Origin of the sequence: Aeromonas sp. ASNIH5, assembly GCF_002902865.1 — a bacterium.
GTDB lineage: Bacteria > Pseudomonadota > Gammaproteobacteria > Enterobacterales > Aeromonadaceae > Aeromonas > Aeromonas caviae.
This window is the reverse complement of record NZ_CP026122.1, coordinates 4,487,359-4,499,470: the sequence shown is the minus strand read 5'-3', so window position 1 is coordinate 4,499,470 and position 12,112 is coordinate 4,487,359. Positions and strand designations below refer to the sequence as shown.

The window sequence follows — 12,112 nt, the reverse complement described above, 5'->3', positions numbered from 1 at the left end:
AAGCTCCAAGTGTGACACATTTCGGCAGGTGAACAAGAAACCGACAAGGAGCCTGTCATGTCCCTCAAACCCCTCGGCCTGCTGGTCGCCCTCGGCCTGCTTGGCGGCTGCGCCTCCCAGGATGGCTTTCACTATGTCCCTCCTCCCCAGACCCTGATCGCCCCGGAGGCGGCCAGCGGCTGGATTGACAAACCGGGCTGGCAGGGCCGTGACTTCATGGTGGCGGCGGCCAACCCGCTGGCGGTGGACGCGGGCTACCAGATCATCAAGGCGGGGGGCAGCGCCGTCGATGCAGCCATCGCCGTCCAGCTGGTGCTGACTCTGGTGGAGCCTCAATCCTCGGGCATCGGCGGCGGCTCCCTCATGCTGGTGTGGGACGGCAAGCAGGTGGCGGCGGTGGATGGCCGGGAGACAGCCCCCGCCGCTGCCACCGATCAGCTCTTCATGAAGGAGGGCAAACCCATGGCCTTCTATGAGGGGGTGGTGGGCGGGCGCTCCGTCGGCGCCCCCGGCACGGTGCGAGCCCTGGCCCTGGCCCACGAGCGCTATGGCAAGCTGCCCTGGGCCACGCTGTTCGAACCCGCCATCACCCTCGCGGAGCAAGGGTTCGTGATAAGCCCCCGCCTCGCCACCCTGCTGGCAAAAGATCCCTATCTGGCCGGGGATCCGGACGCCCGTGCCTACTTCTATCAGGCGGACGGCACTCCCAAGACGGCAGGTACCCGGCTCACCAACCCGGCCCTGGCCAGGGTGCTGCGTACCCTGGCCAGCGACGGCCCCGACGCCTTCTATCGCGGCCCGCTGGCCGAGGCCATGGTGGCCAAGGTGCACGCCCACCCGACCAACCCCGGGGTGCTGAGCGCCGCCGATCTCGCCAGCTACCAGGCCAAGCTGCGGGACGGGCTCTGCTTTGACTATCGCCAGAGCGAGATCTGCGGCTTCCCGACCCCCTCCTCCGGCACCCTGGCCCTCGGCCAGATCTTCGGCATGCTGGAGAGCCGGGACATGGCCGCCCTCAAACCGGTACAGGGGGAGCAGGGTCAACTGGCCGCCTCCAGCGAGGCCATTCACCTCTACAGCGAGGCGGCACGCCTCGCCTTCGCCGATCGCAACCAGTACGTGGCCGACGGCGACGTCGTCGACGTGCCGGTGACAGGCCTGCTGGACAAGGGCTATCTGGCGCAGCGGGGGCACCTTATCGGCAACCGCTCCATGGGCGTCGCCCAGCCCGGCAACCCGCCCCGGGCGCTGGCCTGGGGCCGGGACGCCACCCCGGAGCTGCCCTCCACCAGCCACATCTCCATCGTGGACAAGAGCGGCATGGCGGTGGCCATGACCAGCTCCATCGAGGATGGCTTCGGCTCGCGGCTGATGGTCAACGGCTACCTGCTGAACAACCAGCTCACCGACTTCTCCTTCACCTCGGTGGACGCCGCCGGCCTGCCGGTGGCCAACCGGGTGGAGCCCGGCAAGCGCCCCCGCTCCTCCATGTCGCCCCTGCTGGTGTTTGACAAGGCAAGCGGCGAGCTCGAGATGAGCCTGGGTTCCCCGGGAGGCTCGGCCATCATCAACTACGTGGGCAAGGCGCTGCTCGGCACCCAGGATTGGGGGCTCGACCTGCAGCAGGCCATCAACCTGCCCAATTTCGGCAGTCGCAACGGCCCCACCGAGCTGGAGCAGGGTCGCACGCCCGACGCCGTGGTTCAGGGGCTCAAGGCCAGAGGGCACGAGGTCCTGCTTAACGAGCAGACCTCCGGGCTGCAGGGCGTCCAGCGCCATGCCGGCGGCTGGCTGGGGGCCGCAGACCCCAGACGTGAGGGGGTCGCCAGGGGGGAGTGATGCCCCTTCAGCACCCTCGTTCACCATGGAGGGGGCCAGCCTCCTCCATGCCGTGTGCTCATAGGTGTTCTCCCTTGCCTCCCGATATCATCATCGATTGATTATTCCTGCCAATTTTTCTTTAACTGCACACTCTTTTCACCCAATCGCAATGCATTAAAGATGCTTTTCATCAAAACCAACGCAAAAACTGGAACAGTGTTGCTCATGGCATATAAATGCATTACTTTTCAATAGAAACGGCATCTGTTGCCCTCAAGATTTCCCCTTGATACGGCCAACTTCTGTCTCTTTCGCCCCCTGCTCATTGACAGCTGCCCTCTTCGCCTTCGGGTGATCTGGTAGCCCCTGACTGCCATTAGCGAGGTGACGACATGGACCACTCACTCCCCCTTATCACCACCCTGGTAGGCGGCCTCGTGCTGGCCTACCTCTTCGGCATGCTGGCAAGCCGCCTGCGCATCTCCCCCATGGTGGGCTACCTCGCGGCCGGCGTGGTATGCGGCCCCTTTACGCCGGGCTATGTCGCCGATCTGCGGCTCGCCCCCGAGCTGGCCGAAATCGGCGTCATCCTGCTGATGTTTGGTGTCGGCCTGCACTTTTCCGTAAAAGACCTGCTGTCGGTGAAACACATCGCCATCCCGGGAGCCATCGTCCAGATAACCCTTGCGACCCTGCTCGGCCTTGGCCTCTCCCAACTGCTCGACTGGACCGTGACCGCCGGCCTGGTGTTTGGCCTGGCCCTCTCCACCGCCAGTACCGTGGTGCTGCTGCGCGCCCTGGAGAGCCGCGGCCAGCTCGACACCAACGAGGGACGCATCGCCATCGGCTGGCTCATCGTGGAGGATCTGGTGATGGTGCTGGCCCTGGTACTGCTCCCCATCCTCGCCAACCTGCAGCAGGGGGGCGAGGCACTGACCCCGGCCCAGGTGATGGCGGATATCGGCCTGACCCTGGCCAAGGTGGCTGCCTTCATCGCCCTGATGGTCATCGGAGGGCGACGCCTCATCCCCTGGCTGCTGGCCCGCACCGCCGCCACCGGCTCCCGCGAGCTATTCACCCTGGCCGTCCTCTCCTGTTCCCTTGGCATCGCTTTTGGCGCCGTCAAGCTGTTTGGCGTCTCCTTTGCCCTCGGCGCCTTCTTCGCCGGCGTCGTGATGAACAGCTCACATCTGAGCCACAAGGCGGCCAACGACACCCTGCCCCTGCAGGACGCCTTCGCCGTGCTCTTCTTCGTCTCCGTGGGCATGCTGTTCGACCCCGTCATCCTGCTGCGCGAGCCCCTGGCCGTGCTGGCCACCCTGTTCGTCATCGTGATCGGCAAATCGGTGGCCGCCTTCGCCATCGTGCGGCTCTTTGGCCACAGCCAGCGCACGGCGCTGACCATCTCCGCCAGCCTGGCACAGGTGGGGGAGTTCTCCTTCATCCTGATGGGTCTCGGAGTCATGCTCGAGCTGGTCCCCGGAGTCGCCCGTGATCTGGTGCTGGTCGGCGCCTGTTTCTCCATCGTGCTCAATCCGCTGGTCTTCAACCAGGCGGAGCGCTGGCTGAGGCGCCATCCCGAACCACGCACCGATGGGTCACCTCACCTCTGCCCCTTGCAGGGCCATGTGGTGGTAGTGGGCGCCGACGAGATAGGCCAGCACCTCATTCGGCAGTTGCATGAACAAGGCAGGGAAATGGTGGTGATCGACACCGACGAGCGACTGCTGGCCCCCTGGCGCGCCATGGGGATCACCTGTCTGGCGGGCCATCCCATCCAGCAGGATCTGCTGACGGCGGCGCTGCCCAACGCCAGCTGGCTGCTGATCACCCTGGATGACAGCCTGCTGGCCGGTGAGATAGCCATCAGGGCGCAGGAATACGGCGCCCTGATGCGCATCGCCGCCTGTGCCCACCAGCACGAGGAGGTGCATCATCTGCGCGTGCGCGGCGTGCATCAGGTGGTCAAGAGCGAGGAGGAGGCTGCGCGGCGACTCTGTCACCTCGCCATGGAGATGGCCTGAAGCTCATCGGAAGTCACGAGCCCCCACGACGGGGCCAGACAAGAAGCCCGGGCCTGCTGCCCGGGCTTTTTGCATGACGGGGCGATACTGCCGTCCCCTCACAGCAGATCGTGCTTGTCCAGCAGGCGATAGAGGGTGGCCCGGGAGATATCGAGCGTGCGGGCCACCTCCTCGAGCTGATCGGGGAAGCGGGCCAGCGTCCGTTGCAGCGCTTGGCGCTCTGCCGCCTCACGCACCGCCTTGAGCGAGCCATCGAGCAACAGGGAGTCCATGTTGGTCAGCTCCATGTCATCGGCCTCGATGAAGGGGCCAGAACTCATGACGGCTGCCCGCTGTACCCGGTTGCGCAGCTCCCTGACATTGCCGGGCCAACCATAGGACTGCATGGCCTGACGCGCTTTGTGGGTAAAGCTCAGCATCCTCCCTCCCCGCACTTCTGCCAGGATATCGTCGGCAAGCAGCTGGATGTCCTCCGCCCGTTCGCACAAGGCAGGGGTGCGCAACCGCACCACGTTGAGCCGATAGTAGAGGTCCATGCGAAATCCACCGCTGGCCACCGCCTGCTCCACATCGATATTGGTGGCGGCGATGACCCTTACGTCCACATTCCGAGTCAGATGACTGCCCACGGCCTCTATGCTCTGCTCCTGCAAGAAGCGCAGCAGGGTCGCCTGGTCCTCCAGTGGCAACTCCCCGATCTCGTCGAGGAACAGGGTGCCGCCATCGGCCGCTTCAATCTTGCCTATCTTGCGGCTCTGTGCACCGGTGAAGGCGCCCTTGACGTGGCCGAACAGCTCGGACTGGATCAGCTGATGGGGCATGGCGCCGCAGTTGACGGCCACAAAGGGACTGTCTTCGCCGAAGGTGCTGTAGTGCAGCTCCCGGGCCACCAGCTCCTTGCCGGTTCCGCTGGGCCCGGTCACCAGCACGGGCAGGCGACAATGTTGCAGCCGCATGATCTGCTCGCGCAACTGGCGAATGGCGCTGCTCTCACCCTGGATGAAGCGCAGCTGAGCCGGCATCTTGGGGCGATGGCGCCGGATGAGCTGCGCCATCCCCAACGCATGACCCAGGCAGTGGGAGAGTCTTTCCTGATCGAGCGGGAAGGTGTGGAAATCATGGAAACAGGCTGCAAGCAGGTTGCGCAGGGCCTCGCTGGCCAGGCAATCACGCTCGATCAGGCCAATCCACAGGCTGCTGGAGTGTTGGCCAATCAGGGAATACAAGGCGTCATGCTGATCCGGCTTGATGGCCACCAGCACCAGGGGATAAGTCTTTTCCTGCAATTTCTGTTCTGCCACCGCCAGGGAACTTGCCTGCTCCACTTGCCATTCGCTTTTTATCAGCAGGCTTTCCAGCACGGCACATGAATTGATGAGTAACAATGCTGTTTCTGTCATAGGGAAAACTCCTTGTTATAGCCTCTGCACGAGAGAGTCTGACCATTGCTCTTTGAGGCTCACTCCTTCATCTGGACAGAGCATGACGTTCATCAAATGACGCCAACTCAAGGTAGCCAGACGATGATAACTATAAACCATCCCGCATTTAGACTGATGACACCACAATAATGAGACAGCAAAATTAACGGTGAGAAAAAATAAAGTCATTGATAAACAATGTGTTGATGAATCATATAAAAGTTCATTATCAAAGCTGAGACTTAAACACAAATAACTCAAATACAAAAACAATACATATCAACAAGTTACCAATTGGCACACTCATTGCTCTCTCTAATAAGCCCTCCTGGCATATGGAGACAGAGAATGAAAACATATATTGCACTGGCAATTATTCCTCTTTCCGCATTCGCACCTCAGTCACAAGCAGAGAATCGGGTTGATCTCGGCTCGCAAGCACTCAGCAACATTCGTGGCGCCATGGGTGTCAATATGGTTGCCGGTAATAACAACCAGCAGGGCAACCTCGCCGCCATCGCCCTATCAGGGCCGGCCATCGTTCAGTTTAGCCAGCAGAATCAATCCACTACCAATCTCAATGGCAACCAGAGCGTGGCCATTCTGGGCTCGGCGCTGAGCCAGAGCCAGGGGCTGGTCGGGATCAATCAGGGCGCAGGTGAAGCCAACCAGCAGCTGAATGCCTTTGCCTTGTCGCTGGATGACAGCGGCATCGGCGTGGTGACCGACATCAACCTCAGCACCAGTGTTGCAAAGACACCTTCAGGCAAGGTGCCCTCCAACACCACCACCAGCATCTATCTGGATGACAACGCCCTGACGGGCAGCAAAGGCGTCATCCAGGTGAACCAGGTCACGGGACAGGGAAACCAGGCAGTCAACATGGTCTCCCTGCCTCTGGCTGGCGCAGTAACGACATCCCCATGATGTCGCAGGGATCGGAAGCCGAGTCCGGGGGCTTAGATTCAGCCGATGGGCAAATCTTCCACAGAAAGTTCAATGGAGAGACTCATTATGCGTGGACTTATTTATAGCTCATTAGCCGCTGCGGTTGTCATGGCCATGTCGGGCACCGCCTCCGCCGATTACCGCGGTGACAGGGATGAGACAGGGGCAACCTTGACCAAGAAGGTCAAGGCAGAGGTCGATGTGGAGTACGAAGGCAGAGTCAATGTCGGCGGCTACATCAACGTCAACAAACTCGGCATGGCGGTGGTGGACAACCAGCAATCCAGCTCCATGATCGGCACTGCTAACTCAAGAACAGAAAACACGAGCAAGATTGACGGCTCGTTCAAGGGTGCATCCGGTAACGTCGGCGCCAACGTGGCGGCCGGTGACTCCAACGTACAAGGCAACAGCGCTTCTCTGGCAGCCTATGACGAAGTCGATGCCGAGTTCATCATGGGTCGTGGCCAACAACATGGCATGGCCGGTGGTTCTTCGGATGCCGAGATCTTCTCCTCCCAAAGCGCCAGCAATAACTGGACTGCCAACCACGGTCATCAGAACAAGGCCGGGATCGGCGATGGGGCATTCAAGGATGCCGCTGGCAACATAGGTGCCAACGTGACGTCTGGCTCGGGTAACGTTCAGGCCAACAACATGGCGGCCTCGGTGTCCACCGGCAACATGGCCGTGGCCACGGTGGCAAACAGCCAGAGCGTGACCCAGAACATGACAGAGAACAAGAGCCTGAGCGCCACCAAGACCGTGGACTACAACCCCATCTTCCTCAAGCTCAAAGCCGAGGGTGAGTACGAAGGGACGAGCAAGCAGACCAACAACGTCTATCCGGAAATCTGGAAGGATGGTGATCATCCCAATGGCGGCAGTCTCTGGGGCCACATCGACTATGACAATCAGGACGATGATGGCAGCAAGGACTCCAAGTTCAAGTTCGAGGAAGAGGGTGATATCAAGCTGAGCGGTTATGCCACTGGCTTCATACCCGTGGTCAATACCTACACCAGCCGCGAAACCTTCAACCGGGCAACCATCGATGGCGGCGCCTTCAACGGTGCCGTGGGCAACATCGGGGTGAACGTGTCGTCGGGCACCAACAACCTGCAAGCGAACAACCTCTCGCTGGCCGCAGGCTTTGCCAAGTAATGCACTTCAGAGGGGGCCTTTGCGCCCCCTTTTTTTCAGGACATGGAGGTCTCAATGCGCTGGCTACTGCTGTTGTTATTCTGCCCTGCTGCCTGGTCGGCCAATATGCCATTGGGAGAACATCTCCCGGCACTGGGGGATCTCAACAAGCCGGTACAGAGCATTCTGGAGCGCCGTTATGCCAATATCGAGCGCCAACATACGGATTTCAGCTGTGGGGCCGCCGCAGTCGCCACCATCTTGCGCTACGCCTACGGCCATGCAACCAATGAACGCTGGGTCATGGATGGCATGCTTGCCATGGCAGACCCGGAGCAGGTCAAGCACTACGGCTTCTCCATGCTCGACATGAAGCAGTACCTGCAAATGCTCGGCATGCGGGTCAGAGGGTATCGACTGGGCGATGAAAAACTGCGCCAGGTGAGGGTGCCCACCATCGTCCTGCTCAACATTCGCGGCTATCAGCACTTTGCCGTGCTGCGCGCCATCGATCGCCACGACCGTGTCTATCTGGCAGACCCCGCCCTCGGCAATCGAGTGATCACCTTCAAGGAGTTCAAGGAGAGCTGGAACGGCATACTGCTTGCCGTGATCGGCGCTGGCTATCGGCCTGATGCGCCCCTTGCCAACCCCTCTCCCCCGCTCTCTGTCAGAGGCAAGGATGGGCTGTTCGCCCCCCTCAATGAAACATCCCTGCTGGAATTTGGTTTTCAGCACAAAGAGCTAATGTGAGGTCATCATGAATACCCGACCCGCCATATGCCTCATCTGCAGTCTGGGTGGCTTTGCCTCTCCGCTGCTGGCCGCCTCGGATCCTCTGGCACTGCTGTCAGACAGCTTTGCCCCCGAACTGGCCGATGGGGAACTGGCCCATCTGCGTGGCCGCTACGTCAGCAGCCACGGGATCAGCTACTTCGGCATCGAGTTCATCTCATCCCTGACCACGGCCCAGGCCCAGCAAACGGCCGCCATGAACCTGGCGCTGAGCGTGGTGCAAAACAAGCCCAAGCTGGATGTCCGCATCAAGGATGAGGTCAAGACTGTCACAACGACGCCCCAGAGTGCCTCCGTACAAGGCGCAGGCCTGGTGCAGGTCGTGCAACTGGAGGGGAGCGGCAACAGCTCGGTGAACCAGGCGGGTATTACACTGACGCCCCCCGCAATGACGGGACAGATTGTCTCCGCGGGCAATTACGAGCACCAGGGGGATCTTGGCACAGCCAGTTACCGCGTGTCAGGCAATTATGCGGGGTTGCAACTAAACTCCTCCGACGGACGAGTCCTGCTGGAACAGAGCCTGAGAGGCACCGACTTCAGCCGCGGTCTGTTGCAGTTCAACAAGGTCAGGGGAGACGGATTGCAGACCCTGAATCAGACCCGGATCTGGTTCTCTCGCTAACAGCAGGTGAATCCCATGGGTTGAACTATAAAAAAGGATAATAAACAACAAGGACGTATCTAGATGAAACAGTCGACCATGCTGTTGATTGCACTGACCCCCTTCACCTGCTGGGGCGCAACTGCAGAAGAAGAGGCCCTGCAACAACAGCTGGATCAGTTGCGTCAGCAATTGATCCAGCAAAACCAGGCACTCCATCAGTTACAGGCTCGCCTGGAGGCCGTCAAGGCCTCGGGAGCCACGCCTGCCGCCACAGCAGGAGGAGCAAGCGGGGCCGCCGTCGCAGCCTCCTCCCAACCCGATACGGCACGGCGCACGCCGGAAGTCGGTCGCAGTACCGAAGACCTGATGATCGAACAGCACAATGTGTTCGACCGCGCCCTGACCGTCGATGTGGGCCTCTCCTACCAGCACTACAACCGCAAGGATCTCGCCCTGCGCGGCTTCCTCGCCCTGGACGCCATCTTCCTTGGCGAAATCAACCTGGATCGGGTGCGCTCCGATCAGTGGACGGCGGATGTCATCACCCGCTACACCCTCAACGATCGCTGGCAACTGGAGCTGGCCCTCCCCTACATGTTCCGCAACACCAACTACCAGAGCACCGGCAAGGAGAACTCCAGCCGCGACTTCGAGGAGCAGAGCGTCAGCGATGGCGGTCTGGGGGATCTCAGCCTCGCCATCTACTACAGGGTCATGGCAGAGAGCGAGGATTGGCCGGATCTGGTGTGGAACTTCCGGGCCAAGGCGCCGACCGGCAAGGATCCTTACGGCATCGAGATCAACACCTCGGAATCGGGCAACCTGGTGACCCCCAAGGAGCTCGCCACCGGCAACGGGCTCTGGCAGCTCTCCACCGGCTTCTCCCTGGTCAAGACCATGGATCCCGCCATCCTGTTTGCCAGCCTCAACTATGGTCACAGCCTCAAGCAGGACTTTGACGATATCTCCTACCAGCCCGGCAACCAGCCCGGCAGCATCCAGCTGGGAGACTGGTATGAATATGGCCTGGGGGTCGCATTCGCTCTCAACGAACGCTTCAGCCTCTCCTTCAACATCAACCAGCGCGTCACCATGGAGTCCGAGCAGGGGTCCGAAGGCTTTGCCATGGAGAAGGTCACCGGCTCCGATGCCAACGCCGCCAGCTTTGGCATGGGGTCGACCTGGGCCATCACCGACAACCTCTCCATGGCGGTCAACTGGTCTGCCGGGCTCACCACGGACGCACCGGACTACACCATCGGGATCCGCTTCCCCTACCGCTTCTAGCCCCATCAGGGCCCCGGCAGGTTGACGACAAAAAAACGAGGGAGGCATAACGCCTCCCTCTTCTTGTTGCCGCCAGCCTGCCTGGCGGGCCACCTTGTCATCACACCCCCAGGCGATCGCGCAGGGTGTACCAGGCGGCGCCGGCGGCGGTGAAGGGGATGCGCAGCAGGCGGCCACCCGGGAAGGGGTAGTGCGGCAGCCTGGCGAACGCATCGAAGCGCTCCGCCTGACCGCTCAGCACCTCGGAGAGCAGCTTGCCCGCCAGATGGGTACAGGTGACGCCGTGGCCGCTGTAGCCCTGCATGTAGTAGATGTTGTGACCGATGCGGCCAAACTGCGGCAGGCGCGACAGGGTGAGCAGGAAGTTGCCGGTCCAGGTGTACTCCACCTTGACGTCGGCCAGCTGCGGGAAAGTCTTGAGCATCTTGGGGATGATCAGCCGCTCGATGTCCGCCGGATCCCGCGCCCCGTAGACCACGCCGCCGCCATAGATCAACCGGTGATCGCCGGAGGTACGGTAGTAGTCGAGCAGGTAGTTGCAATCCTCCAGACAGTAGTTCTGTGGCAAGAGTGAACGGGCCCGCTCCTCTCCCAGCACCTCGGTGGCGATCACCTGGGTGCCGCAAGGCATGCTCTTGCCGGCGAGCTCGGGCACCAGATTGCCGAGGTAGGCGTTGCCGGCCACCACGATAAAGCGTGCCTTCACCGCCCCCTTGGCGGTCTTGACCAACGCCGGCTGACCCGGAGTAATGCTGGTGACGGCGGACTGCTCGAAGATAAGCCCCCCCTGCATGCGGATGGCTTCCGCCTCCCCCAGCGCCAGGTTGAGGGGATGGATATGGCCGCCGCTCTTGTCCAGCAGGGCGCCGACGTAACGATCGCTCGCGACCACCTCGCGCACCCCGTCGGCATCGAGCAGCTCCAGCTGGTCGTTGCCCCACTTCTCCCAGCGCGCCTTCTGCGCCTTGAGTTCGTGAAGCTGCTTCTCGGTCTCGGCGGCAAAGACCCCGCCCTCTTGCAGATCGCACTGGATATTGTAGCGTTTGATCCGCTCGCGGATGATCTGGCCCCCCTCAAACAGCATGGAGCCGAGCAGCCTGGCCTGATCCGGCGGGCAGTTCGCTTCGATGGTGTCGATGTCGCGGCTGTAGGAGTTGACGATCTGGCCGCCGTTGCGGCCGCTGGCGCCAAAGCCGACCCTGGCCGCCTCCAGCACCACCACCTTGTACCCCTTCTCCACCAGATGCAGCGCACTGGAGAGGCCGGTGTAGCCTGCGCCTATGACGCAGACGTCGCACTCCAGCTGCTCGGTGAGCGTGGGATAGGGCGCGTGTTTGTTGGCACTGGCTGCGTAGTAACTCTTTACATGTTCGGTCATGATCCCTGTTTCCTTACCGGTTCGTTTCCAACACAACGGGTTGTTCACATTAAAAGCTGGCCGGGGTGTGGGCGCTGACGATGCGGCAGACCTGCCCCGAGGGATTGCTGAAACTGTGGGGCTCGCCGGTGTCGATGACATAACTGTCCCCGGCGCACAGTTCATAGGTCTGGCCGGCCAGGGTCAGCAACACCGACCCTTCCAGCACGGTGCCCACCTCCTCCCCCTGATGCTTCACCACGCCGCCGGTGTCGGTGCCGGGGGCATAGGTCTCCAGCATGAAGCCGAGCTGGCGCCGATTGTTGCCGTTGTGCACCAGCTTCATGGAGACCCCCTGGCTGCCAAGCTCGATGAGCTGCTCCGCCTTGATCACCACGCTGGGCGTGCTCGCCACCTCCTCTTCGGCGAAGAAGCGCGACAACGGCAGCTCGTAGACGCTCAGCAGCTTTTGCAGGGAGGCCACCGAGGGGCTCACCTTGTTCTGCTCTATCATGCAGATGGCGCCGTGGGTCAGGCCGCTCAGCTCCGCCACCCGGCGCTGGGAGAGCCCGAGCTCCCTGCGGATCCGGGCAAGCCGCTCCCCCATGTTTCTCTCGTGCTCCGCCAGGGGATTGTCCGTCATGGTCCGCCACCGGACCTCGCCACGGGATTGCTCCATCGCCCACCTCCTTCCATGGTCATTCGAATA

At 61.7% G+C, this 12,112-nt stretch carries 10 protein-coding genes; 7 read left to right on the top strand and 3 right to left on the bottom strand.

The window, feature by feature from the left end:
• The first annotated feature begins 57 nt into the window (after positions 1 to 57).
• Together ggt and ybaL are read left to right on the top strand one after the other, a co-directional pair.
• Positions 58 to 1,839, top strand: coding sequence for a gamma-glutamyltransferase (gene ggt, locus C2U30_RS21240; protein WP_103244481.1), 1,782 nt, complete (start codon positions 58 to 60; stop codon positions 1,837 to 1,839).
• A gap of 374 nt (positions 1,840 to 2,213) precedes the next feature.
• Positions 2,214 to 3,845 (top strand): YbaL family putative K(+) efflux transporter, encoded by a 1,632-nt coding sequence (gene ybaL / locus C2U30_RS21235; RefSeq protein ID WP_103244480.1) that lies wholly within the window; start codon positions 2,214 to 2,216, stop codon positions 3,843 to 3,845.
• Positions 3,846 to 3,943: 98 nt separating this feature from the next.
• On the opposite strand, the gene C2U30_RS21230 is transcribed toward ybaL, so the two are convergent.
• Positions 3,944 to 5,245 (bottom strand): sigma-54-dependent transcriptional regulator, encoded by a 1,302-nt coding sequence (locus C2U30_RS21230; protein ID WP_103244479.1) that lies wholly within the window; start codon positions 5,243 to 5,245, stop codon positions 3,944 to 3,946.
• Positions 5,246 to 5,614: 369 nt separating this feature from the next.
• On the opposite strand from C2U30_RS21230, the gene C2U30_RS21225 reads away from it, so the two are divergent.
• From C2U30_RS21225 to C2U30_RS21205, 5 genes are all read left to right on the top strand, one after another.
• A complete protein-coding gene (locus tag C2U30_RS21225; RefSeq protein ID WP_233721003.1) occupies positions 5,615 to 6,193 on the top strand; it encodes a hypothetical protein in 579 nt (192 codons plus the stop codon).
• Positions 6,194 to 6,385: 192 nt separating this feature from the next.
• Positions 6,386 to 7,378 carry a hypothetical protein gene (locus C2U30_RS21220; RefSeq protein ID WP_103244747.1) on the top strand — a complete coding sequence of 331 codons (993 nt, stop codon included), beginning with the start codon at positions 6,386 to 6,388 and terminating at the stop codon, positions 7,376 to 7,378.
• A gap of 54 nt (positions 7,379 to 7,432) precedes the next feature.
• Positions 7,433 to 8,110, top strand: coding sequence for a C39 family peptidase (locus C2U30_RS21215; protein ID WP_103244477.1), 678 nt, complete (start codon positions 7,433 to 7,435; stop codon positions 8,108 to 8,110).
• A gap of 7 nt (positions 8,111 to 8,117) precedes the next feature.
• Positions 8,118 to 8,777, top strand: a complete 660-nt coding sequence (locus C2U30_RS21210) for a hypothetical protein (protein ID WP_103244476.1) — start codon at positions 8,118 to 8,120, stop codon at positions 8,775 to 8,777.
• A gap of 63 nt (positions 8,778 to 8,840) precedes the next feature.
• Positions 8,841 to 10,046: a transporter gene (locus C2U30_RS21205; protein WP_103244475.1), complete on the top strand. Its 1,206-nt coding sequence runs from the start codon at positions 8,841 to 8,843 to the stop codon at positions 10,044 to 10,046.
• Positions 10,047 to 10,146: 100 nt separating this feature from the next.
• On the opposite strand, the gene C2U30_RS21200 is transcribed toward C2U30_RS21205, so the two are convergent.
• Complete coding sequence (locus C2U30_RS21200) at positions 10,147 to 11,424, bottom strand: NAD(P)/FAD-dependent oxidoreductase (protein ID WP_103244474.1); 1,278 nt, start codon at positions 11,422 to 11,424, stop codon at positions 10,147 to 10,149.
• Between the two features lie 49 nt (positions 11,425 to 11,473).
• Positions 11,474 to 12,082 carry an HTH-type transcriptional regulator PuuR gene (gene puuR / locus C2U30_RS21195; RefSeq protein ID WP_029314011.1) on the bottom strand — a complete coding sequence of 203 codons (609 nt, stop codon included), beginning with the start codon at positions 12,080 to 12,082 and terminating at the stop codon, positions 11,474 to 11,476.
• Positions 12,083 to 12,112: the final 30 nt, after the last annotated feature.

Coding starts and splice junctions, on each gene's coding strand:
- ggt (WP_103244481.1), top strand. CDS start 58: ATGTCCCTCAAACCCCTCGGCCTGCTGGTCGCCCTCGGCCTGCTTGGC.
- ybaL (WP_103244480.1), top strand. CDS start 2,214: ATGGACCACTCACTCCCCCTTATCACCACCCTGGTAGGCGGCCTCGTG.
- C2U30_RS21230 (WP_103244479.1), bottom strand. CDS start 5,245: ATGACAGAAACAGCATTGTTACTCATCAATTCATGTGCCGTGCTGGAA.
- C2U30_RS21225 (WP_233721003.1), top strand. CDS start 5,615: ATGAAAACATATATTGCACTGGCAATTATTCCTCTTTCCGCATTCGCA.
- C2U30_RS21215 (WP_103244477.1), top strand. CDS start 7,433: ATGCGCTGGCTACTGCTGTTGTTATTCTGCCCTGCTGCCTGGTCGGCC.
- C2U30_RS21210 (WP_103244476.1), top strand. CDS start 8,118: ATGAATACCCGACCCGCCATATGCCTCATCTGCAGTCTGGGTGGCTTT.
- C2U30_RS21205 (WP_103244475.1), top strand. CDS start 8,841: ATGAAACAGTCGACCATGCTGTTGATTGCACTGACCCCCTTCACCTGC.
- C2U30_RS21200 (WP_103244474.1), bottom strand. CDS start 11,424: ATGACCGAACATGTAAAGAGTTACTACGCAGCCAGTGCCAACAAACAC.
- puuR (WP_029314011.1), bottom strand. CDS start 12,082: ATGGAGCAATCCCGTGGCGAGGTCCGGTGGCGGACCATGACGGACAAT.